Genomic DNA, 23,150 nt, shown 5'->3' with positions numbered 1-23,150 from the left:
TGTCCCCCGGATGGAAATCGGGACGCCGAATTGACGGACAATAGAGAGACGTGGAAAAGACAAAGAAGCAGGAAATCATAGAGGAGTTCTCGCGGCGCGAGAACGACCAGGGGTCGGCTCCGGTGCAGATCGCACTGCTCACGGCTCGCATCGAAGAGTTGACCGGGCATTTCCGGGATCATCCGAAGGATCATCACAGCCGTCGCGGACTACTGAAGATGGTTGGCCGACGCCGTCGACTGTTGAACTACCTCCGCCGGACGGATCTCGACCGTTATCGAACGGTCATTGAGGAGCTCGGGCTACGCCATTGAGGCGCCGCCCCGCTCCGCAGACTTCCGCCTCCGCTTCCGCCGGCCCGCATCGTCGGGCCTCCGCCTGCCTTCCCTCGTACCGCGCAGGATCCCCCCAACCGGGGTGCTGAATCGAAGAAGCTGATGCAGAGTTGAAAAGAAACCATGAGCGTCCGGTCCGGTGAGAGGCCGGCGCGGCGCGCGGAATCCCGCGGCGCCACACTCGAAAGAAGAAGAGAAAAACAGAATGACACACCGAATCGAAACTGAATTCCACGGACGGCCGCTGATCCTGGAGACGGGCAGAATGGCCCGGCAGGCCGATGGCGCCGTCTACGTGCAGTATGGGGAGACCGCCGTGCTCGTTACCGCCACGGCGGATCGCAAGCCGACGCACCTCCCCTTCTTTCCTCTCACGGTCGAGTACCGCGAGAAGACCTACGCCGCCGGCAAGTTCCCCGGCGGGTTCATCAAGCGGGAAACTCGGCCCGGCGAGAAGGAGACGATCTCGGCACGGCAGATCGACCGGCCGCTGAGGCCGCTCTTCCCGGAGGATTACCGGAACGACACACAGGTCGTCTGTTTCATCATCTCGGCCGACCAGGAGAACGACGCCGATGTCATCGGCATGCTGGGCGCTTCCACCGCTCTCCTTCTGTCTCCGATCCCGTGGGGCGGGCCCATCGCCGGCGTCCGCGTCGCGCGCCGCGACGGCGACTGGCTCGTCAACCCGACCTTCGACGACCTCGAGATGTGCGACCTGGAGATCGTGGTCGCCGGATCCGAGGACTCGATCGTGATGGTCGAGGGTGCCTGCCTGGAAGCCACCGAGGACGAATTCCTCGAGGCGATGCAGGTGGGGCAGAAGGCGATCGTCGAGTTGATCGGGCTTCAGCGCGAGCTGGTTCGGATGGCCGGAGCCCCGGACACGTTCGAGTACGAGTCCGTCGGACCCGATCCGGAGGTCGTGAGCAAGGTCGCGGAGCAGGCGGCCGGACAGGTCGGGGATGCGCTGAGGATCGCCGACAAGGAAGAGCGCGGGCGCGTCCTGTCGGCCCTGCGCGAAGCTCTCACGGAGCGGCTCGAGGCGGACCACCCCGACTGCTCGGGCGATGTCGGCGCAGCCCTGCGCAAACTGGAGAAGGGGATCATGCGCCGCCGCATTCTCGAAGACGGCGAGCGTATCGACGGTCGCGGCATGAACGACGTCCGCGACATCACCTGCGACGTCGGCCTCCTGCCGCGAACGCACGGTTCGGCGCTCTTCACGCGAGGCCAGACGCAGGCGCTTGCGGTGACGACGCTCGGAACGGTGAGGGACGAGCAGCGGATCGATTCCGTCGATGTGCGCGAAGAGACCTCGAAGTCCTTCATGCTCCACTACAATTTCCCCGGCTTTTCCACCGGCGAAGTGCGGATGTTCCGGGGCACGAGCCGGCGGGAGACGGGCCACGGCATGCTCGCCGAGCGCGCGCTCCAGGCCCTGCTCCCGGCGTACGAGGACTTTCCGTACACGATCAGGGTCGTGTCCGATATCCTGGAGTCGAACGGGTCGAGTTCGATGGCTTCCGTCTGCGGCGGATCGCTCTCCCTCATGGATGCCGGTGTACCGATGCGGGCTCCCTGCGCGGGGATCGCGATGGGGCTCGTCAAGGAGGGCGAAAAGGTCGAGGTGCTGACCGACATCCTCGGCGTGGAGGATGCCCTCGGCGACATGGACTTCAAGATCGCCGGCACCGAGCGCGGGATCACGGCCGTCCAGATGGATATCAAGGCCGACGGGCTCTCCGTCGACACGCTGCGGGAGGCGTTGGCCCGGGCGCGCGAAGCCCGGCTGCGGATCCTCGAGGCGATGAACGAGACGCTCGAGGCGGCCCGCGAAGAGATGTCGCCGCACGCGCCGCGGATCGTCACGCTTCAGATCAACCCCCAGAAGATCGGCGAGGTCATCGGGCCGAAGGGGAAGACGATCCGGATGATCCAGGAGGAGACGGGCACCGAGGTCAACATCGACGACTCGGGCACGGTCACCATCGCGGCGCCCTCGGGCGCGGGTGCGCAGCATGCCCGCGAGATGGTGGAAGGCATCGTCCAGGAGCCGGAGGTCGGCCGAGTGTACCGCGGCGTCGTAAAGAACACCACGGACTTCGGCGCCTTCGTCGAGATCATCCCCGGGGTCGAGGGCCTGTGCCACATCTCGGAACTCGAGGAGGGCCGCACCGCCAGGACGGAGGATGTGGTGAGCCCCGGCGACGAGGTGAAGGTGAAGCTGCTCGCCGTGGATGACCGCGGCCGTCTCAAGCTCTCCCGGCGCGCGGCCCTCGCCCCGGCCGAGAAGGCCTGACCACGTCATCTCCCGGCCCGCCTGCGCGCGGGCCGGCTCGGGACCTGCGGCTGCTCGCCGGTACGGAAGGGCGGCTAGACCGGGAGGTGTACCGAACCTGTCTCCCGGATGGCCCGGTCGTACTCAGCGAGCGCATGGATTCCGTGCGCTCCGTCGCCATCGGCCTCTGGGTGCGACAGGGTCGTGTTCACGAGGATGCCGGGCACGGCGGCGTGTCCCATCTGCTGGAGCACATGGTCTTCAAGGGGACGCGCCGGCGGTCCGCGCGCGAACTCGCCTGGGAGCTGGAACGGCTCGGCGGCGCGCTGGACGCCTATACGACCCACGAGTTCACCGCATTCCAGGCGCGCGTGCCGGCGGGCGCTCTCCATACCGCGCTCGACGTGCTGTGCGATCTCGCCTTCTTTCCACGGCTCTCGGAGCGGGACCTGGACGTGGAACGCGAGGTCGTGCTGGAAGAGATCGCTTCTGCGGCGGAGGTGCCGGAGGACATCGCCTTCGAGGCGCACGCGCGCTCTCTCTATGGCGGACATCCGTATGGCGAACCGATCCTCGGCACCCGCGAGTCGGTGCGGGGACTCACCGTGTCCGCGCTGGCCGAGGTCCACGAACGCGCGTACCGGCCGGGGAACGTCGTCGTGGCGGCGGCGGGAGCGGTAGGGCACGAGGATCTCGTGGACGGACTCGCGCGCTGGCTCCCCGACCGGCCCGCTGCCCCCGGACCCGCCGACCCGCCGACCCCGGTCGGCGAATCGGGCTTCCGGCGCATGCGACGCGAGGGCGGCCGACAGACCCACATCGTGACGGGGGGTCTCTCGGTGCCGTACCGCGATCCTCTTCGCTACGCCATTCATGTGACGGCGACCGCTCTCGGCGGTGGAATGAGTTCACGGCTCTTCCAGAGAATCCGGGAAACGCGCGGCCTCGCCTACGCCGTGTACAGCTTCCACGGGTTCTATGCGCAGGCGGGCCACGTCGGTGCCTACGTCGGGACCCGGCCCGAGACCGCGAAGGATGCGCGCGAGGCACTGGATGAGGAGCTGGCCCTCCTCGCACGGGAGGGATTGACGCGTCAGGAGCTGGACGACACCCGCAGTCAGCTGAAGGGACAGGTCCTGATTTCGCTCGAATCGCCGGCAAGCCGAATGAACCGGCTTGCCGGAGTCGCCCTCTACGGCCACGAGTATCGCACCCTGGACGAGGTGGCGGCGAGAATCGACGCGGTCGATCGTGCGCAATGTCTCGAAGCCGCCGCATACTTCTCACCCGAACGGCTCGCGACGCTCGAGCTGGCGCCCGGCCCCGCCCGGGAACGGCCCGCAACGGACGCGACGTGAGCATCCCCCTGGGAGGGAATGAAGATGATCGTTGGCGTACCGAAGGAGATAAAGACGGACGAAAACCGCGTCGCCCTCGTTCCGGCCGGCGCGACCGCCCTCGTCGCGGCGGGGCACGAGGTGTGCGTTGAACGTGACGCGGGGCTGCGCAGCGGCTTTCCGGACGACATGTACGTCGCCGCGGGGGCGCAGGTGCCGGGGACGGCCGACGAGGTATGGGACCGGGCCGAACTCGTCGTGAAGGTCAAGGAGCCCATCGAGTCCGAATACGATCGGATGCGGGCCGACCAGGTCATCTTCACGTACTTCCACTTCGCGGCGGACGAACGCCTTACGCACCGTACGCTGGAGAGCGGCTGCGTCGCGATCGCCTACGAGACGGTCCAGCTTCCGACGGGCGAACTCCCCCTTCTCACGCCGATGTCCGAGGTGGCGGGGCGCATGGCGATCCAGCAGGCAGCCAAGAATCTGGAGCGGGTCGCGGGCGGGTACGGGATCCTTCTCGGCGGCGTGCCGGGTGTCCTCCCGGCCGAAGTCGTCATCCTCGGGGGAGGCGTCGTCGGCGCGAACGCGGCGACGATCGCGGCGGGTTTCGGCGCCCACGTGACGGTCCTCGACGTCAACCTCCCGCGCCTCAGGTATCTGGCCGACGTCATGCCGGCCAACGTGAATACGCTCTACTCGAACCGCCACTCGATCCTGGAGCAGATCGAACGCGCGGATGTCGTAATCGGCGCCGTGCTCGTCCCCGGCGGGAAGGCGCCGAAGCTCGTGCGACACGACGACCTGCGGCGGATGAAGGACGGTTCCGTGATCGTCGACGTGGCCGTGGATCAGGGCGGCTGCGTCGAATCCGCCCGCCCGACCACGCACAACGACCCCATCTACACCGTCCACGGAGTCATCCATTACTGCGTGGCGAACATGCCGGGGGCTGTCCCGAGAACCTCCACTCTGGCCCTGACGAACGCGACGTTCCCCTACGTGCTGAACCTGGCGAATCGAGGGTGGAAGGCTGCATGCGACGAGGATCCGGATCTCGCCCTGGGAGTCAATATCGCGGGAGGACGGGTGACGTACGAGGCGGTCGCGCAGGCGTTCGATCTCGAATACACGCCGCTCGAGGCGCCCTCCGCGTGAGTCTCGACAGCCGGGGGGCCTCGTCGGGCGAACGCCGCACCGCTCTCGGCGCCGGCGCGGGGTTGTGCCACAGGCCGCCGGAGGAGCCGCGGGGCGACTTTCCTGCATTCGAAAGTACGTTTACATTTCGGCGTCCTTCACCCGGACTGGCTGTCTCCGGTAAGATTCGCCGCCTTGGAGGGGTCCCACCCGTGTCCTTCAGCCCACCGATCTTGCGCCGGCCCGGAAGAGCGGCCCTCTAGATGGCAACGTGGTCGCTGCGGGGTAACTTCCTGCCGATCAGCAAGATCGGAGTGGATCTGGGGACGGCGAACACGCTCGTGCACGTTGAAGGCGAGGGTATCGTCCTCAACGAACCGTCGGTCGTCGCGGTTCGAAAGGAAACCGGACGCATTGAAGGGATCGGCCTTGCTGCCAAGCGCATGCTCGGCCGCACGCCGAGCGGGATCGAAGCGGTCCGACCGCTGAAGGACGGCGTCATCGCCGACGTGGACATCACGGAGATGATGATCCGCTACTTCCTCAAGGAAGTGATGACCACGCGGTTCTTCAAGATCCGGCCGCTCGTCGTGGTCGGCGTGCCGTCCGGGATCACGGAACTCGAACGCCGGGCCGTCCGGTCCAGCGCGCATGCCGCCGGCGCCAAGGAAGTCTACATGGTGGCGGAACCGATGGCGGCGGCCGTCGGCGTCGGACTGCCGGTGGAGACGCCGACGGGCAATATGATCATCGATGTCGGCGGCGGGACGAGCGAGATCGCCGTGATCGCGCTTTCGGGATCGGTCGCGGACACGTCGATCCGGGTCGGCGGCGACGAACTGGACTCGACCATCGTCTCCTTCCTCCGCAAGAACTACAACCTCCTCATCGGCGAGCCGACCGCGGAAGCCGTCAAGATCCAAATCGGATCGGCCTATCCCACGGACGACGACAAGGAGATGCTGGTCAAGGGGCGGGATCTCGTCTCCGGCATTCCGAAGACCGTGCGGATCCATTCGGCCGAAGTCCGCGAGTGTCTGCAGGAGCCGATCCAGCAGATCGTGGCGGCGGTACGGCGGGCGCTCGAGATCACGCCGCCGGAACTCGCCTCCGATATCGTGGACCGGGGGGTCGTGATGACGGGAGGCGGCGCCCTCGTGCGAGGGCTGGATACGTTGCTGGGCGAGGAGACGGGACTCCCGATCCACGTCGATGCGGAACCGCTCACGTGCGTCGTTCGGGGTTGCGGAAAAATCCTCGAGGAATTCGGACGGTATCGTGGAGTTCTCACGAGTTGACGCCGAGCCCGTTCTGAATCGCCCCCTGTGAATTACCAGGGCGTCCGGCCGCAGGGTCGCAAGCTGCTCGATGTCGTCTTCTTCTCCCTCGCCCTCATCCTCAGCGGCATCGCCGCGGGTCTGTCCAGCGCACTTCAGAGCCAGGTGGAGTCCGCGGTCCGCGCCACCGCCCTTTATCCGTTCCTTCTGCTCCATCGCCTCGCCGCCGAGCGGGGACAGATGGAGCGCCGCGTCGAGGGCCTGCTGGCGGAGCGGGACTCCCTCACGGAACTCCTGCTGCGCTACCGGGACCGCGCGGCGCCGGTCGGGGAAGAGTCTTCGGCGCAGGTGCTCGCGGCGCTTCCCGCGGGCTCGGTCGAGGCGGCGGTCGTCTACCCGGGACGGCCCAACGTCGGCAATCCGGACCTGTTCGTGTTGTCGGGACCTGATTTTCGGGGTCGCGAGTTTCCCGTCGCTGTCTTCACCGGCATCGGGCTGGTCGGCGTCGTCAGAGCCCCTCACGGTCGAGGGGGGCGTGGCGACTTCTGGAGCCATCCCGACTTCCGGGTCAGCGTTCTGGCCGAAGGGGAAGGCGTATCGGGCCTCGTGCGGTCGGAACGCGCGGATGGAGGGCAGCCGGTGCTCCTCCTCGAGGGGGCGCCCTTCCAGGCGGACATCCCGGCAGGGACTCTGCTCGTGACGACAGGGATCGCCGGCGTTTATCCGCCGGGCGTGCCGGTCGGGCACATCCGCGAACCCGCCGAGGCGGAAGCGGGCTGGATGAAGCGCTATTTCGTGGAGCCCTCCGTGCGCCCGGAAGAGGTCAGGGACGTGTTCGTATGGAATCGGCCCGCGTTGCCGGCCAACGTCGAGACGGACACGGCGCCTGCGTCGACGGAGCCCGAGCCTGCGCCGACGGAACCTGATACTGCGCCGACCGACGCCGCTTCGGTCCGTCGATGAATCCGGCCGGAAAGTGGTTTGTCGCCGCGCTCCTGCTGCTTCTGCACTTCGCCCTGCATCCGCTCTGGAGCCGCTGGCCGGTCGCGCCCGATCTCGTTGCCGGCGGCTTGATACTGGGCTCGTTGCAACTCCGGTGGGGACGGGCCGCGGGCTTCGGGTGCGTCATCGGCCTCATGGAAGCAGCGATCTCGCTGGGACCGATGGGTCCTACGATGTTACTCTTCTCGTTGACGGGCGCGCTCGTCGGGTGGGTGCGGCACCTGATCTATTCGGATTCGGACAGGGTCACGCCGGTTTTCGTCTTCTTCGGGACGTGGCTCCTGCGGTCTGCGGTCGCGATCTTCGTCGTCCGAGACTGGTCGGCAGGCGCCCTGCTCGTCGACAGTGTCGGATCCGCCGCGCTGACCACGGCGGGGTGCTGGGTCGTGGCAAGGCTGGTTTCGGCCGTCACGAGGTGAAGGGGAGGATGTGAAGGGCGACAACGAACACCGCTCGATCCGGAGACAGCGAGGCCGCTGGGCGGCGCGCGCGATCTTCTTCTGCCTTTCGGTCGTCGCCGCCGGGTTCATCAATCTCCAGATCTTCAGCAGCGACCTGTACACGCTCCGTTCGAGCGAGAACCGGCTGCGGACCATCACGGTTCCGGCGCCGCGCGGGACCATCTACGACCGCCACGGACGGGCCATCGCGGACAACGTGCCCGGGTACGACGTGTCGATGCTGCCCGGTCCCCGCGACTCCATCTCCGCGGGACTCGATCGCCTCGCGGAGCGGCTGGAACTGTCGCCCGAGCGGCGCGCCGCGTTGTTGTCGCGCAATCGAGACCGTCCCGGCGACGCTCTCGTCGTGCGCGAGAACGCGAACTTCGAGCAGGTCGCGTTCATCGAGGAGCGCCGACCCCGGTTTCGGCGCGTCGTCGTGGATCAGAGGCCGCACCGGCGCTATCCGGCGGGGCCCGCGATCGCGCACATGATCGGATACGTGGGGGAGATCAGTCAGGAGGAACTGGAGCGACCCGAGTACGCCGGCTACGAATCCGGCCAATCGGTCGGGAAAGCGGGGCTCGAAGAGCAGTACGAGCACAGGCTGGCCGGGCGCGACGGGATCCGCTACGCGGAAGTGAACGCCCTGGGTACGGTCGTGCGGGACCTGGGGGTCGGGCCGGCGCAGGCTCCGGTGCCCGGAGATGACCTGCAGCTCGGCATCGATCTCGACCTGCAGGTGTACGCGGACTCGGTGTTTCCCGAAGGGATGCGGGGCGGCGTCGTGGCGCTGGACCCGGTCACCGGAGAGGTGCTCCTGCTCTACAGCCACCCCACCTTCGACCCCAATGCGTTCATCGGCGGCATCCGCCTCGACCTGTGGAACTCTCTTCGCGAACACCCGGACGAGCCTCTGCTCAACCGGGTCTCCATGGCTTCCTACCCTCCGGGATCCACCTGGAAGCTCGTCATGTCGACCATCGGGATGAAGACGGCCGACGTCGCGATCGATACCTACCAGACGGACACGTGCGATGGCGGGCTCCGGTACCACACCCGCTATTTCCGCTGCTGGCTGTCGAGGGGACACGGTCGACTGAACCTCTCCGAAGCGATCAAGCACTCGTGCAACGTCTGGTTCTACCAGGCGGGGCAGAGGATCGGTCTCGACCCGCTCCTGGCGGAGGTCGGAGAATTCGGCTTCGGGCGCACGACGGGGATCGACCTCCCGTCCGAGAGGCCGGGCCTCTTCCCCGACTCCCGGCAGTGGTACGACGACCGGCTGGGGCGCGGCCGGTGGACCGAAGCCGTCGTATGGAACCTCTCCATCGGGCAGGGGGAAAACGCGCAGACGCTGCTCGCCATGGCCCAGTTCTACGCGGCGCTGGCGACGGGGAGGGCACCCGTCAGACCCCACCTCGTACGGGATGAGATGCTCGCGCAGCAGCGCGCGGACTGGACGCTCGATCTCCCCGAAGTCCAGCGGAACCAGCTCGTCGACGCGCTGGCGCGCGTCGTGAATGAGCCCGGAGGCACCGCGTACGGCAGCCGGCTTGCCCGCTGGACTCTGGCCGGGAAGACCGGCACGGCCCAGAACCCGCACGGCGAACCCCATTCCTGGTTCGTGGGCTTCGCGCCGGCCTACGACCCGCGCATCGTGATCGCGGCGATCGTGGAGCACGGGCACCCGGACGGGGCCCCGTCGCTGGCCGTGCCTCTCGCGGCCGGGATCGTGGACCGCCACCTCGAGGCGCTCGGCCTTCCGCCGGAGGAAACGCCCGGCGTCCGTCCGACGGAAGCGTTTCGGGTGCAGGCGGGCGGATGATCGCCCGGCTGCGAGTCCCGGGTGTGGGAGATCCGACGCTCCTTGCGCTGGTTCTGTTCATGACCGGGCTCGGGATCGCGATGATCTATTCGGCCGGACTCGTCGACGTGCCGTCGCTGGCCACCGGCATCTGGGTTCGCCAGCTATACTGGTTCGGGGTGGCGATCGTCGCGCTCGCCGTGACCTCCCGCTTCTCGCTCCGTTTCCTCGAGTGGCTGGCGCCATGGGCCTATGGGATCAGCGTACTCCTCCTCATCCTCGTGCTGTTCATCGGGACGGGCCCGAACGGGAGCTGGCTCGAACTCGGCCCCGGACGGCTGCAGCCGGCGGAGGTCGCAAAGCTGGGGACGATCCTCATGCTGGCGCGCGTGATGGGGGGCGCGCCGGGACCGTACGAGCGGCTGTTGGAGCTCTGGAAGCCCGCCGTCATCACGCTCATCCCGTTCGCGCTCGTGCTGCGGCAACCGGACCTCGGGAGCGCGATGATCTTCGGAGCGCTCCTGCTCGCCGCGCTGTTCTGGACCGGCGTCCCGCTGCTCAAGATCTTCCTGCTCGCGTCTCCGGGGCTCAGTCTGCTGCTCGGCTTCAACTGGATCGCGTGGGGTGTCGGGTTCCTCGTCGTCGCCGCCGGCCTGTACGTGCACCGCCTCTTCATCCTGGAGACGGTGGGCGTGCTCCTCGCCAACGTCTTCACGGGCGCGCTCACGCTCCGCATCTGGGATTCGCTCGCCGACTATCAGCGGAACCGGCTCCTCGTCTTCCTGGATCCGGATATCGATCCCCTCGGCGCCGGCTGGCATCTCATCCAGTCGAAGGTCGCGATCGGCTCCGGCGGATTCATCGGCGCCGGTTTCGCCAACGGCCCGCAGAAGCGGCTCGCTTTCCTCCCGGAGCAGCACACGGACTTCATCTTCTCCGTCGTGGGGGAGGAGTTCGGATTCATCGGCGTGATACTGTTCCTGGTGCTCTTCGCCTTCCTCCTCTGGCGCGTGCTTCATGTCGCATCCTCGATGGACGACCGGTTCGGAAGCCTCATCGCATTCTGCCTCTTTGCGGTCCTCCTGACGCACATCGTGGTGAACCTGGGGATGGCGGTCGGCATGATGCCGGTGATCGGACTGCCCTTGCCGCTCCTCAGCTACGGGGGGAGCTTCCTGCTCGTGCTCTACGCGGGCTTCGGGATCGTACAGCGCGTGGCCTGGGAGGCCTGAGTGTCCTGGTTCAGCAAACCAAAGCGCAAGCTGGTCTCACAGAAGCGTGAGCTTCCAGGCGACGTGTGGGATCGGTGCGCGGGATGCGGCGAGATCCTCTACAGCGGACGACTGGAGGAGAATCTCCACGTCTGTCCTCACTGCGGCCATCATTTCCGCATCACCGCGGAGTCCTACGAGGCCATGCTGCTCGACGGCGAAGGTCTCGCCGAACTCCACGATGGACACCTGCGCTCCGCCGATCCGCTCGGGTTCGTCGATTCCCGCAGCTATGCCGAACGCATCGTGCAGGCCGAGCAGCGAGGCGGCGACCAGGATGCCATTCGGACCGGGCGGGGTGAGATCGGGGGAAGGGAGGTCCACCTCGGGACCATGGACTTCCGCTTCATCGGCGGGTCGATGGGTTCGGTGGTGGGTGAGAAGATTCGTCGTCTCGCCGACCGCTCTCTCGAGCGGCGGGTGCCGCTCATCATCGTCTCCGCTTCGGGCGGAGCGCGGATGCAGGAAGGGATCCTCTCCCTCATGCAGATGGGAAAGACGGCGGCCGCGCTCGAGCAGCTCGCGAATGCCGGCATCCCCTACGTGAGCGTCCTCACGAACCCGACCACGGGCGGGGTGACGGCGTCGTATGCGATGCTGGGGGATGTGATTCTCGCGGAGCCCGGCGCCCTCATCGGCTTCGCCGGCCCGCGGGTCATCAAGGAAACGATCCGGCAGGACCTTCCGGAGGGTTTCCAGACCGCGGAGTTTCTGGAGGAGCACGGGATGATCGACCGCATCGTCCCGCGGCCGGAGATGCGCGACGCCCTCGCGAGCCTCCTGGATCACATGTGCTGATCGCGGGCGGGGACGCCCTCGCGGCCCTGTTCGATCCCCGTCCGGTCACCACGATCCGCTGGGGTCTCGACAGAACCGAAGCGCTCCTCGCGGAGCTGGGCCGGCCGGAACGGAGCTTCGACGCCCTCCATATCGCGGGCACGAACGGCAAGGGGTCGACCGCGTGCTTCGCGGCGTCGGTGCTCGAAGACGGCGGCACGCGCACCGGCCTCTATACCTCGCCGCACCTCGAGGACGTTCGGGAACGTTTTCTGATCGATGGGGCCTGGGTGGAGGAGTCGGCGCTTCAGTCCGCCGCCGCCCGCGTGCTTGATTGCGAGACGGCCGAACATTGTACGTACTTCGAGTTGGCCACCGCGCTCGCCTTCACCTGCTTCGCGGAGTGCGGGGTGGAGGTGGCGGTCGTCGAGACCGGTCTCGGCGGCCGGCTCGACGCGACGAACGTGCTGCGTCCCGCCGGCACGGCGATCACCCCGATCAGCCTCGACCACACGGAGTGGCTCGGTGGATCTCCCGAGGCGATCGCGAGGGAAAAAGCCGGGATCATCAAGCCGGGCGCGCCGGCCTGCCTGGGTCGCATCGACCCGCTTCCGCTCGCGGCGCTCGAGCGGGTGGCGAGCCGCGTCGGATCGCCGGTTGCGCGCCTCGGAAGGGAGGCGGAGGTGTCGGATGTCGAGGTGCGAACCGATCCGCCGGGAACGTGCTTCCGGTACGTCTCGGGGTCACGGCCCGGCGGCTTGCGGCTCGCCACCGGCCTGCCCGGCCGGCACCAGGCGGACAACGCGGCTCTCGCCCTCCTGCTGCTGGACTGTTCGGGCCATCCGCCGGACGAAGGCTCCGCGCGCCGCGGGATCGCGCGCGCGCGCCTGGCCGGCCGCTTCGAGATCCGGCCTCCGCGCGGCGGACGCCCGGGCTGTGTGCTCGATATCGCGCACAATCCGGCGGCCATCGCAGCGCTCTGCGAGACGGTGGCGGAGCTGTCCGTGGCGCGCCCGCTCATCGCCGTGGTCGGAATGCTGGCCGACAAGGACTGGAAGAAGACGTTGACCCGGCTCGCGCTTGACAGCGACGCTATGATTCTGACGCGGTCCGCCGCCCCCGCGGAGAGGCGGTGGGACCCGTCCCGGGCGCAGGAGTGGCTGTCGCGTGAACGGGGCCGTGAGTCGATCGTGTGCCGGAACGTGGCCGAGGCGGTCTCGCGTGGGCTGACGCTCGCCGGAGCCGGAACGCTTTTGGTCACGGGGTCCGCAACCACCGTGGGCGAGGCCCGGGCATTGCCGGAACTCGCCGGCGTACGGACAGGAGACTGAAGATGCTGTACGATCCCAGACTGGTACAACCGATGAGAGACGAACTCACCCGCATCGGCGTGCGTGAGCTTCGGACCTCCGATGAAGTGGACGAAGCTCTCGGAGCCGGCGGAGAAACGCTCGTCGTCGTGAACTCCGTCTGCGGCTGCGCGGCGCGCAACGCACGACCCGCCGTGGCGATGGCCATGAGCCACGGAGAGCAGCCCGACCGCGTCGTCACGGTCTTCGCGGGACAGGATGTGGAAGCGACGGCGCGCGCGCGGCAGTATTTCGTCGGCGTCCGACCCTCGTCCCCGGCTCTCGCGCTGCTCTCGGACGGAGAACTGCAGTTCATGCTCGAGCGCCACCAGATCGAGGGCCGCGAGGCGCGCGACATCGCGGCCGACCTCACAAAGGCGTACGACCGATACTGCGCGACGAGCTAATGTGCCACGGGCTGCCGCCGCTCTTCGGGCCGTGAGTTCCGGAGAGGTCCGCGGCCTGCCCGGTTTTCGAGATTTCTTTCCCGAGGAACTCGCCCTCCGCCGACACATCTTCTCGGCCTGGCGCAGGGTCGGCGCCCGCTATGGATTCACGGAGTATGACGGACCTCCGCTCGAGGCGCTCGAACTCTACACGCGGAAGTCCGGCGAAGAGATCGTAGGGCAGCTGTACGAGTTCGAGGACAGGGGAGGGCGGGCCGTGGCGCTGCGGCCCGAGATGACGCCGACCTTCGCGCGCATGATCGCCGCCCGCGCCGCCGGGCTCGCGAAGCCGGTCCGCTGGTTCTCGATCCCGCAACTCTTCCGCTACGAACGGCCGCAGCGCGGTCGACTCCGCGAGCACTTCCAGCTCAACATGGACATCGTCGGCGAGACGAACCCGCTCGCCGATTCGGAGATCATCAGCGCGGGCATCGACGCGCTGCGGGAACTCGGCCTGGGGCCCGCGGACATCGTGGTCCGCATCTCGGACCGGCGCCTGATCGGCGCGCTTCTCGACGTCCACGGAATCTCCTCCGAAGACCATGTCGCGGTGTTCGGGGCCCTCGACCGGCTCGAGAAGGAAGGGGAGGACGGCGTCCGCGCGCGCCTCGCGGAGAACGGCGTGGACGGGGAAGCGGCGACGCGGCTGCTTGCGGCCATCCGGCTCCCGCTCGAGGAGCTCGCGGCGGCGCACGGGGGAGACGAAGCGGTCGCCGAGGCGGCCGACCGGCTGTCCACCGTGTTCGCGCATCTCGGCGCGACGGGCTTCGGGGACTTCGTCAGCTTCGACGCGGGCCTCGTCCGTGGACTTGCCTACTACACGGGGACGGTGTTCGAGATCTGGGATCGACGGGACGAGCTGCGCGCGATCTGCGGCGGCGGCCGCTACGATGACCTTCTGAAGGCGCTGGGAGGCGTGGATCTGCCGGCTCTCGGCTTCGGCATGGGGGATGTGGTCCTCGCGGAACTGCTCAGGGACCGGGGGCTCGTACCCGAGGCGGCCCGCCGCGTGGACGACTACATCGTATGCGTGTCCGATGCGGAGCGCCCGCTCGCGCTCGGTCTGGCCCGCGCGCTGCGCGACCGGGGACGGCGCGTGCTCTACGACCTTCGGTCGCGCGGGGTCGGACGCCAGTTCAAGGCCGCCAACCAGGCGGGCGCCGGCCGCACCATCGTACTCGGGCCGCAGGAGGTCGAGCGGGGCGTCGCGGTGCTCCGGGACATGGCGTCCGGCGAGGAGCGGGAAGTCGCGCTCGAGAGCCTGGCCGGGGCATCCTCCGGCGAGACGAGAGGGGAGGAAGTGCCGTGAGTCGCGTTCTCATCCTCGATTTCGGATCCCAGTTCACCCAACTCATCGCGCGACGCATTCGCGAGGAGGGCGTGTACTGCGAGGTGCATCCGCCGACGCGGAGTCCGGCGTGGGTCCGCCGCTACGATCCGGCGGCCATCGTCCTGTCCGGAGGGCCGGCGAGCGTCTACGACGAAGGCGTCCCCACGGCTCGGCGCGAGACCCTCGCCATGGGCGTCCCGATTCTCGGGATCTGCTACGGAATGCAGCTCGTCGCGGATCTCGTCGGGGGCGAGGTGCAACAGGCCGACCGCCGGGAGTATGGGCGGGCCGAACTCAGGGTCCGGTCGACGGACCCCCTCTTTCACGGGTTCGACGACGACGAGCCCACGCAGGTCTGGATGAGTCACGGCGACTCCCTCCACGCCCTGCCTCCGGGCTTCGAGGTCTCCGCGACCACCGAGAACTCCATCGCCGCGATCCGGTCCGAGGAGCTGCGGATCTGGGGCGTGCAGTTCCATCCGGAAGTCGCCCACACGACGCGCGGCGGCGAGATGCTGCGGAACTTCCTGTTCGAGATCGCCGGCTGCGAGATGAGCTGGAACGCCGCGAACATCATCGACCACCAGCTCACCGCGGTTCGTGAGACCGTGGGCGACGGACAGGTGATCTGCGGCCTCTCGGGCGGGGTGGACAGCTCCGTGGCCGCGGTGCTCGTGCATCGGGCCGTGGGAGACCAGCTCACCTGCATCTTCGTCGACACGGGCATGCTGCGGAAAGGTGAACGCGATGCCGTGGAGGCGGTGTTCGGCGAACACATGAGGATGCGGCTCGAGGTCGTCGACGCGGCCGACCTCTTCGTCGACCGGCTCGCCGGCGTCGAGGAACCCGAGGAGAAGCGGGTCATCATCGGCCACACCTTCATCGACGTGTTCGAGGAAGCGGCGGGCCGGTACGGCGACGCGCGTTTCCTCGTGCAGGGAACGCTCTATCCCGACGTCATCGAGTCGGTCTCCGTGTGGGGACCATCGGTGAAGATCAAGTCCCACCACAACGTGGGCGGCCTCCGTCCGGATCACCCGTTCGAACTCATCGAGCCGCTTCGCGAGCTCTTCAAGGACGAGGTGCGCGCCGTGGGCCGCGAACTGGGCCTTTCGGAGGAGATCGTGGGGCGCCACCCCTTCCCCGGTCCCGGCCTCGCCATCCGGATTCTCGGCGACGTGACGCGGGAAAAGCTGGAGGCGCTGCGAGAGGTGGACGCGATCTATCTCGACGAGATTCGCGCGGCGGGCCTCTATGATGAGATCTGGCAGGCGTTCGCCATCCTGCTGCCCGTGCAGTCGGTCGGCGTCATGGGGGATGCGCGCACGTACGAGAACGTCGTCGCGCTGCGGGCGGTGACCTCGCTGGACGGAATGACGGCCGACTGGTTCCAGTTCCCCCACGACGTGCTGGGCCGGATCTCCAACCGCATCATCAACGAAGTGAAGGGAGTGAACCGGGTGACCTACGACGTGTCCTCGAAGCCCCCCGCCACGATCGAGTGGGAGTAGCCTCCGTGCCGGAATCCGGTGCCGGGAGCGGTCCCAACTGCCGGGAAGTCGCCGTCTGGCTCGACGATTTCCTGGACGTGGCCCGGATAGAGGACTACCCGTTCGCCCTCAACGGGTTGCAGGTCGACGGGCGCGGTGCCGTCGCCCGCATCGGCGCGGCGACGGACGCCTGCCAGGCCACGATCGACCTCGCGGCCGATGCCGGGTGCGGGATCCTCCTCGTTCACCACGGACTGTTCTGGGGCGGTCTGCGTCCCTTCGTCGGCCCCGCGTACGAGCGCTGCCGGCGGCTCGTGGAGAGCGGGATGGGGCTGTACTCGGCGCACCTCCCGCTCGACGCGCATTCCGGGATCGGAAATAACGTCCTCCTCGCCGCGGAACTCGGCGTCGCGGATGTCGAACCGTTCGGGTCCTTCAAGGGGAATGACGGGATCGGCGTCATCGGCGCGGTCGACACCTCTCGCCGCGAACTCGCGGCTCGGGCGGAGGTCGTGTGCGGGCGGGCGCCCTTCGTGATCGCCGGCGGCCCGGAACGCGTGTCGCGGCTCGCCATCGTTACGGGCGGCGCGGGCTCGATGATCGAGGCCGCCGCCACGGCGGGAGCCGACACCTTCCTCACGGGAGAGGGCAACCACCACACGTACCACGAGGCGATGGAACTCGGGATCAACGTGATCTACGCCGGCCACTACGGGACGGAGACGCTCGGTATCCGGGCTCTGGCGAAGCGCGCTGCGGAGCATTTCGGGGTGGAGCACGCCTTCTTCGACATCCCCACAGGTCTCTAGTCGGGGCCTGCCGGCGCAGGACCCTGCGCCGGTCGGCTAGATGTAGATGCCAAGGACGTTGTCCACCGGATCGACGAGTAAGTTGAGAGTTCCTGGCAGGGAGCTCACACCCTACTCGTCGGAGGATCCGGTGAACGTACACAAGAATGCGAAGTTGACGCCCGCGGGGCGAGCGGTGCTGGTGAGGCGGATCGAGGACGGGGAGCCGGTCGGAGTGGTGGCTCGGGAGATGGGAGTGAGTCGCCGGACCGTGTACAAGTGGCTCAAGCGGTTCCGGGAGGAGGGAGAGGCGGGGCTTCGGGACCGGAGTTCGAGGCCGCACAGGCATCCGCACCGGATCCCTCGGCAGCAGCGCCGCCGGATCGAGCGGTTGAGGCGGGAGCGTTGGAGCGGTCCCCGGATCGCCGATCACCTGAAGATGCCGATCTCGACGGTGACGCTGGAGGTGAGGCGGCTCGGTCTGAACCGGCTGGAGAGCTTGGCGCCCCCGGAGCCGGTGGTGCGCTACGAACGGTCGCGGCCGGGGTCTCTGGTGCACATGGACACCAAGAAACTCGCGCGCATCGAGCGCCCGGGGCACCGCATCGACGGGGATCGGAGCAAGACGGTGAAGGGAGCGGGGTGGGAGTACTACCATGCAGCCGTCGATGACGCGTCGCGAGTCGCCTACGGGGAGGTGCTGCCCGGCGAACGGAAGGAGGACGCGGTGGCGTTTTTGTTGCGGGTGGTCGCCTTCTTCGAGCGGCAGGGGGTGAAGATCAGCCAGCTCATGACCGACAACGGGGGCTGCTACCGGTCGAAACGGTTCCGGCGGACGCTCCGGGAGCTCGGGATCGGCCACATCTTCACCCGCCCGTACACGCCCAGGACCAACGGCAAGGTGGAGCGCTTCATCCGCACCTCGCTCACGGAGTGGGCCTACGGCCGGTCCTATCCGCACTCGCGCGTGCGGACCAGGGTGCTCCGCGTCTGGCTCCGCTATTACAACTTGAGGCGAAGACACACCGCCATCGGACGGCTCACACCCATGCAACGACTCGTCGAGCTGAGGGTCACCAACGTCCTTGGCATCTACAGCTAGAAGACCGAGACCTTGAGGTCCGTCAGGTAGCGGTCCGGCCGTTCACGGACATCCCGCAGGAGGAGGGCGAGTTCCTCCCCCGCGGCGCGCAGCAGCCGCAGCGTCTCCAGCACTTCATCGTGGACCGCGTCCTCGCGCAGGAACTTTCCGAGCGTGCCCTCCCCGCTTTCCAACCCCCGCGTGATCTCGGCGAGCGATCGGCCGGCGGTCGAGAAGTCGGCGCTGGCGCCGGCGAGCCGCGACGAGAGCGTGTCGAGGTTGGCCAGCGTGCGATCGACTTCCTCGGAGCCCGTCATCCCCGCGAGCCGATTCGACAGGGTGTCCATGTTGGCAAGCAGGCTGCCGATCGACGTGCGCTCCGTCTCGAGGATTCCGGCGAGTTCCCGCATCGCGAGCGTGAAGGCCTCCGATCCGGAGGCGACGTTCTCGGCCAGTCCGCCGCCGAGCAGCGATTCCATCTCTCCGATCAGCGAGCTCACGTCGTCCCCGAGCGTCGAGGCCAGCGACGTGAGGTCGGATCGGCGGTCGAGCGAGAGCGTATCGCCCTCCGCCAGCGTCCGGGCACTGGTCCCCGGCACAAGCTCGACGAGCTGCTGGCCCAGGAAGCCATCCGGCTGGATGGTGCCCCGGGTGTCCGCCGGCAACCGGACCCGCGAAGAGAGCGTCATCGTGAGGACGACGCGCTCCGCCTCGAGCGCGACTTCGTCCACGGTGCCGACCTCCACCCCGCGCAGCAGGACGGGCGACGCGGTCGCGATCCGGTTCGCGTTCTCCGCGATCCCCCACACGCGGATGGTGGGGCCGCGAAACGGCGAGCCCGATATCCAGAACAGGCCCGCCACGATGACGGCGGCGGTCAGGATGACGAAAGCGCCGACCCGGACTTCGACGCCGCGGTCGCGCAGTCCCGGATCCCTCATTCGAGACCCCGCGTGGGCGCCGCGTCGAGAAACTCGCGCACCGCCCGGTTGTCCGTCTCGCGCAACTGCCGCGGCGTACCCTCCGCCGCGACGACGCCGTCGGAAAGGAGCGCGATCCTGTCCGCCAGGAAGAAGGCGGACTCCACGTCGTGCGTCACGACGATACTCGTCGCATCGACTTCCTCGCTCACGCGCGCGATCAGGCGGTTGATCCGGGTCGCGTTGACGGGGTCCAGCCCCGTCGTGGGCTCATCGTACAGGACGTAGCGGCGCTTTCCGATGATCGCGCGGGCGATGGCGACCCGCCGCTGCATCCCCCCGGAGAGTTCGGCCGGCAGGAGCGTCAGCACCGCCGGCTCGAGGTTCACGTGATCGAGCGCGGTCCGGACCAGTTCCTCGCATTTGACGGTACGGCCGCGGCAGAAACCCGGCGGGAGACCCATCAGCAGGTTTCCGCGCACGGTCATGGAATCGAAGAGGGCGGAGTTCTGGAACACGTAGGCGGTCTTGGTGCGAACGGCGGCCATCTCGGTCCGGTCAGCCGATGGTACCGAGATCCCATCGACGAGAATGTCTCCGGCGTCCGGATCGAAGAGGCCGACGATATGTTTGAGGAGGACGCTCTTACCCGTCCCTGACGGCCCCATGATGGCGAGGGTTTCACCTTCCCGCACGTCGAGGTCGACGCCGCTCAGGACCGGACGTCCTCCCAGCCACTTGTGCACGCCGATGATCCTGATCACGTGAGCGTCTTGTACACGGGCCCCAGCACGGTGTCCAGGACCATGATGGAGACGATGATCGCGACCACCGCCCTCGTCGCCGTGCGGCCGACGCCCGCCGCGCCGCCGGTCGCGCGAAGCCCCACGTGGCTGGAGATGAACGTGATCGCGAATCCGTACGCGACGGCCTTCACGAGCGAGAAGATCAGCGCGCCGTGGTGATAGTACCCCTTGGCCCCATCCACGTACTCGGCCGTGCTCAGCCCGAGGATGCCGACCGATGTCACGTAGCCGCTGAAGATCCCCATCGCGTTGGCGAGCATGACGAGCGGAATCAGAATGAGGGTTCCCGCCACGACCCGCGGAACCACGAGTTCCACGACGGGATCCCGGCCCATCGTCAGAAGCGCGTCGATCTGGTTCGTCACCTTCATCGTGCCGAGCTCGGCCCCGATGGCCGCTCCGACGCGTCCCGCGAGGACGACCGCCGTCAGCACGGGTCCCAATTCCGTGAGCATGCCGCCCACGACGCCGCCCGCGACGATCTCCCGCGGCAGTCCCGGGGAGAGCTGGTACATCGTCTGCTGGGCCATGACCGCACCCGAGAGGGCGCCCATCAGCAACACGAGCGGGAGGCTGTCGAGACCGATGAACTTCGTGTGCTGGACCGTCTCCAGCGCGTATCGACGCGGATGGGCGAGCGCGCGGAGCGTCGCGACGCCGAGCATGCCCGCCCTTCCGGCGTGGAGCGCCGCGGCGCGGGCGGAACGGCCCGGCGCGGCGAGAAGGTTCGGTGCCTTCAACGGCTCTCGTACCTCTCCGCTTCCGGCACCTCCACCTGCGATCCCGGTCGCGGAACGCCGTCAAGCACTTCCACCTCGAGTCGAATCGTCTCCCACAACCGGTGCATGCGCCTGGGGTCGTCCCCGAACCGGGCGGTGAATTCCTCGAGCTGCTGTCCGGTCACGCCATGCGCCTCGAGCGTCGCCGCCCGGACCGAGTCGCCCTCCGCAGTATCCGCGTACTTCGCCCGTGCCCAGCTGAGCCTCGCCATGACCTGAACGTATGTGTTTTCGTCCAACTCGCCGCCGGACCCGCCACAGCCGACGGCCATGAGCCCCGCGACGAGCAGGATCGGCCTCACGATGGCTCCGTCGCGACGCGGGCGCATCATTCGGAAGCCCGGAGCGAGGCGCGGTACAGCCAGAATATGAATCCGACGACGACTGCGGCGCCGATCCAGCTCGCGGTCGCATCGAATCCCTCGGGCACGATGCTCAGCACGTCCGTGCTCTGCCAGTACGCGAACGGGATCGCGAGGAGAATGCCGACGAGCGCCTCGCCCGTGATGAGTCCGGAAGAGAAGAGGAGGCCGCGATGGTTCGCCTGCAGGACGGCGCCGTCGTCGCCCCCGCCTCGCCGCACGGCCCGGCCCACCAGCCACGCCACGAGCCCTCCCACGAAGATCGGGACCTCGAGTTCGATGGGCAGGTAGATCCCGACCGCGACCGCCAGAACCGGCACCCGCAGGCTGGAGCCGCGCGCCTTGAGTACCTGGTCCAGGGCGATCACGCACGCGGCGATGAGCGCCCCGATCCCGATCATCCCCCACGGGAGATTGCGCGAGAAGACGCCGTCGGCGACGGAAGCCATGAGCGTCGCCTGGGGCGCCTGCAGCATCTCGTCCGGGTCCATCCCCTCCCGCGGCAGGATGCCGCCGAGCCCGTACGCCTCGAACAGGAGGCCGAGGATCGGCGCGATGACGAGCGCGGCGGCCGTGACGCCGACGAGCTGCATGATCTGCTGCTGCCGCGGCGTCGCGCCGACGATCCGGCCCGCCTTCAGGTCCTGCATGTTGTCCCCCGCGATCGCGGCGGCGCAGGCGACGACGGCTCCCACGAGGATGGCCGTCGCCGCCGCCGAGAGCGCCTGGGGCGCCGAGACGGTGAAGTCGACCTGGAGTCCCAGCAGGAGATAGAGGATGAGGGAGATCGTGAGGATCGTTGCGATCGTCACGCCCGAGATCGGGTTGTTCGAGGAGCCCACGAGACCCGCCATGTAGCCCGCGACCGAGGCGAAGAGGAACCCCGCCAGCAGGGCGAAGACCGTCCCCAGCGCGAGCACGAGCCAGTAGAGTCCGGGCGTGATGGAGAGTGCGCCGCGGTCGATGACGAGCACGAACACCGCGAGGATCGGCACCGCGAGCGCCACCGTTCCGACCCCGACGATGTTGATCGGCATGTCGCGCTCTGTGCGGACGATCTCCGGGCCGCCCTCCGCCGCGCGGGCCGCCCGCAGCGCCTCGATGGAGGACCGCACGCCATCCCTCACGTGGCCGAGGAGCGACAGGAGGGCCCACACGCCGCCCACGACCATGGCGCCCACGCCCATGAAGCGAATCTGCGCGCTCCAGATCGCGGCCGCCGCGTCGTAGCCGCTGGCGCCTCCCGTGATGCCGGCCACGACCTGCGGGTCCGTGATCGCCATGTAGATGGGGATCCCCGCGAGCCAGGAGATCGCGCCGCCGGCGAGCACGAGGCTGCCGACGCGGGGCCCGACGATGTATCCAACGCCGAGCAGCGCGGGGGAGAGATCGCTCCCGATCCCGAATACGGAACGGCCAAACGTGACGCCGTGCTCTATGGAGGAGCCCGCGATCTTGAGGCCCGTCTGCGAGAACTTCAGCAGGGCGGCCGCCACGCCGCCGAGCGCGATCAGCCTCGCGCCGGAGCCGCCGCTGGCCCCGGCCTTCAGCACCTCCGCCGTCGCAACGCCCTCGGGGAAACGCAGATCCGCCTCGACGATGAGGGCCCGCCTGAGCGGTATGGTGAAGAGGACGCCGAGAATTCCGCCGCAGAGTGCGATCCCCATCGTGGGCAGGAAGGGAAACCCGGCCCAGTGGCGGAGGAGGATGAGGGCGGGGAGGGTGAAGATCACGCCGGCCGCCAGCGACTCGCCCGCGGAGGCGGCCGTCTGAACGATGTTGTTCTCGAGGATATTGTGCTCGCGGAACATCCTGAGGATCGCCATGGAGATCACGGCGGCCGGGATCGACGCGGACACGGTGAGGCCCACCTTGAGGCCCAGATAGGCGTTCGCCCCGGAAAGGACGGCGGAGAGGAGGATGCCGAGGACGATCGCCTTGCCGGTGATCTCGGGCAGGGACTGCGAGGCGGGAATATACGGCTTGTGCGCGCGCGATTCCGAGCCGCCGGCTGTTGGGTCCGACATGGGCATCCCTCCAGATTATCCCGGGGCCGACACGGGAGACGATCGAATCCTCATGGGGCGGGGTCGACCGATGGGACGCTAGTCGCGGGTCCGTCAGGGGTCAAC

The 23,150-nt window shown here is 68.2% G+C and carries 21 protein-coding genes; 16 read left to right on the top strand and 5 right to left on the bottom strand.

From position 1 onward, the window contains the following. Nucleotides 1-50: 50 nt before the first annotated feature. From rpsO to ACQY5G_RS13270, 16 genes are all read left to right on the top strand, one after another. Nucleotides 51-314 carry a 30S ribosomal protein S15 gene (gene rpsO, locus ACQY5G_RS13345; protein WP_310758677.1) on the top strand — a complete coding sequence of 88 codons (264 nt, stop codon included), beginning with the start codon at nucleotides 51-53 and terminating at the stop codon, nucleotides 312-314. Nucleotides 315-540: 226 nt separating this feature from the next. Continuing rightward, nucleotides 541-2,637, top strand: a complete 2,097-nt coding sequence (locus ACQY5G_RS13340) for a polyribonucleotide nucleotidyltransferase (protein WP_428274719.1) — start codon at nucleotides 541-543, stop codon at nucleotides 2,635-2,637. Between the two features lie 86 nt (nucleotides 2,638-2,723). Next, on the top strand, nucleotides 2,724-3,974 hold the full coding sequence (locus tag ACQY5G_RS13335) for a M16 family metallopeptidase (protein WP_428274717.1): 1,251 nt from the start codon (nucleotides 2,724-2,726) through the stop codon (nucleotides 3,972-3,974). A gap of 24 nt (nucleotides 3,975-3,998) precedes the next feature. Continuing rightward, nucleotides 3,999-5,114 carry an alanine dehydrogenase gene (gene ald / locus ACQY5G_RS13330; protein WP_428278702.1) on the top strand — a complete coding sequence of 372 codons (1,116 nt, stop codon included), beginning with the start codon at nucleotides 3,999-4,001 and terminating at the stop codon, nucleotides 5,112-5,114. A 242-nt stretch (nucleotides 5,115-5,356) separates the two neighbouring features. Beyond that, nucleotides 5,357-6,391, top strand: coding sequence for a rod shape-determining protein (locus ACQY5G_RS13325; protein ID WP_419859812.1), 1,035 nt, complete (start codon nucleotides 5,357-5,359; stop codon nucleotides 6,389-6,391). 27 nt (nucleotides 6,392-6,418) lie between these two features. Beyond that, nucleotides 6,419-7,333 (top strand): rod shape-determining protein MreC, encoded by a 915-nt coding sequence (locus tag ACQY5G_RS13320; protein WP_428274715.1) that lies wholly within the window; start codon nucleotides 6,419-6,421, stop codon nucleotides 7,331-7,333. After that, nucleotides 7,330-7,791: a hypothetical protein gene (locus tag ACQY5G_RS13315; protein WP_428274713.1), complete on the top strand. Its 462-nt coding sequence runs from the start codon at nucleotides 7,330-7,332 to the stop codon at nucleotides 7,789-7,791. Before ACQY5G_RS13320 ends, ACQY5G_RS13315 begins: the two co-directional genes overlap by 4 nt. A gap of 10 nt (nucleotides 7,792-7,801) precedes the next feature. Next, complete coding sequence (mrdA, locus tag ACQY5G_RS13310; protein ID WP_428274711.1) at nucleotides 7,802-9,640, top strand: penicillin-binding protein 2; 1,839 nt, start codon at nucleotides 7,802-7,804, stop codon at nucleotides 9,638-9,640. Then, a complete protein-coding gene (gene rodA / locus ACQY5G_RS13305) occupies nucleotides 9,637-10,851 on the top strand; it encodes a rod shape-determining protein RodA (protein ID WP_428274709.1) in 1,215 nt (404 codons plus the stop codon). The genes mrdA and rodA overlap by 4 nt, the downstream gene beginning before the upstream one ends. Next, nucleotides 10,852-11,688 carry an acetyl-CoA carboxylase, carboxyltransferase subunit beta gene (accD, locus tag ACQY5G_RS13300; RefSeq protein ID WP_428274707.1) on the top strand — a complete coding sequence of 279 codons (837 nt, stop codon included), beginning with the start codon at nucleotides 10,852-10,854 and terminating at the stop codon, nucleotides 11,686-11,688. Continuing rightward, entirely contained in the window at nucleotides 11,682-12,998 is a 1,317-nt protein-coding gene (locus ACQY5G_RS13295) for a bifunctional folylpolyglutamate synthase/dihydrofolate synthase (RefSeq protein ID WP_428274705.1), read from the top strand. The genes accD and ACQY5G_RS13295 overlap by 7 nt, the downstream gene beginning before the upstream one ends. 2 nt (nucleotides 12,999-13,000) lie before the next feature. Then, complete coding sequence (locus ACQY5G_RS13290) at nucleotides 13,001-13,423, top strand: BrxA/BrxB family bacilliredoxin (protein WP_428274703.1); 423 nt, start codon at nucleotides 13,001-13,003, stop codon at nucleotides 13,421-13,423. A 31-nt stretch (nucleotides 13,424-13,454) separates the two neighbouring features. Beyond that, nucleotides 13,455-14,771 (top strand): histidine--tRNA ligase, encoded by a 1,317-nt coding sequence (gene hisS, locus ACQY5G_RS13285; RefSeq protein WP_428274701.1) that lies wholly within the window; start codon nucleotides 13,455-13,457, stop codon nucleotides 14,769-14,771. Continuing rightward, on the top strand, nucleotides 14,768-16,303 hold the full coding sequence (gene guaA, locus ACQY5G_RS13280) for a glutamine-hydrolyzing GMP synthase (protein WP_428274699.1): 1,536 nt from the start codon (nucleotides 14,768-14,770) through the stop codon (nucleotides 16,301-16,303). Before hisS ends, guaA begins: the two co-directional genes overlap by 4 nt. A gap of 5 nt (nucleotides 16,304-16,308) precedes the next feature. Beyond that, nucleotides 16,309-17,091: a Nif3-like dinuclear metal center hexameric protein gene (locus tag ACQY5G_RS13275; RefSeq protein WP_428274697.1), complete on the top strand. Its 783-nt coding sequence runs from the start codon at nucleotides 16,309-16,311 to the stop codon at nucleotides 17,089-17,091. Nucleotides 17,092-17,221: 130 nt separating this feature from the next. Next, nucleotides 17,222-18,172 (top strand): IS481 family transposase, encoded by a 951-nt coding sequence (locus ACQY5G_RS13270; RefSeq protein ID WP_428274696.1) that lies wholly within the window; start codon nucleotides 17,222-17,224, stop codon nucleotides 18,170-18,172. On the opposite strand, the gene ACQY5G_RS13265 is transcribed toward ACQY5G_RS13270, so the two are convergent. Genes ACQY5G_RS13265 through ACQY5G_RS13245 form a run of 5 tightly spaced genes read right to left on the bottom strand, consistent with a single transcriptional unit; the run spans nucleotide 18,169 to nucleotide 23,045 of the window. Beyond that, the gene (locus tag ACQY5G_RS13265; protein WP_428274694.1) at nucleotides 18,169-19,092 is read right to left on the bottom strand and encodes an MlaD family protein; all 924 of its coding nucleotides are present in this window, start codon (nucleotides 19,090-19,092) and stop codon (nucleotides 18,169-18,171) included. The genes ACQY5G_RS13270 and ACQY5G_RS13265 overlap by 4 nt on opposite strands. After that, nucleotides 19,089-19,835 carry an ABC transporter ATP-binding protein gene (locus ACQY5G_RS13260; protein WP_428274692.1) on the bottom strand — a complete coding sequence of 249 codons (747 nt, stop codon included), beginning with the start codon at nucleotides 19,833-19,835 and terminating at the stop codon, nucleotides 19,089-19,091. Before ACQY5G_RS13260 ends, ACQY5G_RS13265 begins: the two co-directional genes overlap by 4 nt. Beyond that, on the bottom strand, nucleotides 19,832-20,617 hold the full coding sequence (locus ACQY5G_RS13255; RefSeq protein WP_428274691.1) for an MlaE family ABC transporter permease: 786 nt from the start codon (nucleotides 20,615-20,617) through the stop codon (nucleotides 19,832-19,834). The genes ACQY5G_RS13260 and ACQY5G_RS13255 overlap by 4 nt, the downstream gene beginning before the upstream one ends. After that, nucleotides 20,614-20,958 (bottom strand): hypothetical protein, encoded by a 345-nt coding sequence (locus ACQY5G_RS13250; RefSeq protein WP_428274689.1) that lies wholly within the window; start codon nucleotides 20,956-20,958, stop codon nucleotides 20,614-20,616. The genes ACQY5G_RS13255 and ACQY5G_RS13250 overlap by 4 nt, the downstream gene beginning before the upstream one ends. 26 nt (nucleotides 20,959-20,984) lie before the next feature. Then, the gene (locus tag ACQY5G_RS13245) at nucleotides 20,985-23,045 is read right to left on the bottom strand and encodes an OPT family oligopeptide transporter (protein WP_428274687.1); all 2,061 of its coding nucleotides are present in this window, start codon (nucleotides 23,043-23,045) and stop codon (nucleotides 20,985-20,987) included. Between the last annotated feature and the right edge of the window lie 105 nt (nucleotides 23,046-23,150).

This window comes from Candidatus Palauibacter sp. (assembly GCF_965261555.1).
GTDB lineage: Bacteria > Gemmatimonadota > Gemmatimonadetes > Palauibacterales > Palauibacteraceae > Palauibacter.
The sequence above is the reverse complement of the archived record's forward strand: the minus strand, read 5'-3'. Positions and strand labels throughout refer to the sequence as shown.

Excerpts from the sequence above, each read along its gene's own strand:
- ACQY5G_RS13340 (WP_428274719.1), top strand. The coding sequence starts at position 541 with ATGACACACCGAATCGAAACTGAATTCCACGGACGGCCGCTGATCCTG.
- ald (WP_428278702.1), top strand. The coding sequence starts at position 3,999 with ATGATCGTTGGCGTACCGAAGGAGATAAAGACGGACGAAAACCGCGTC.
- ACQY5G_RS13325 (WP_419859812.1), top strand. The coding sequence starts at position 5,357 with ATGGCAACGTGGTCGCTGCGGGGTAACTTCCTGCCGATCAGCAAGATC.
- ACQY5G_RS13315 (WP_428274713.1), top strand. The coding sequence starts at position 7,330 with ATGAATCCGGCCGGAAAGTGGTTTGTCGCCGCGCTCCTGCTGCTTCTG.
- rodA (WP_428274709.1), top strand. The coding sequence starts at position 9,637 with ATGATCGCCCGGCTGCGAGTCCCGGGTGTGGGAGATCCGACGCTCCTT.
- ACQY5G_RS13290 (WP_428274703.1), top strand. The coding sequence starts at position 13,001 with ATGCTGTACGATCCCAGACTGGTACAACCGATGAGAGACGAACTCACC.
- ACQY5G_RS13265 (WP_428274694.1), bottom strand. The coding sequence starts at position 19,092 with ATGAGGGATCCGGGACTGCGCGACCGCGGCGTCGAAGTCCGGGTCGGC.
- ACQY5G_RS13245 (WP_428274687.1), bottom strand. The coding sequence starts at position 23,045 with ATGTCGGACCCAACAGCCGGCGGCTCGGAATCGCGCGCGCACAAGCCG.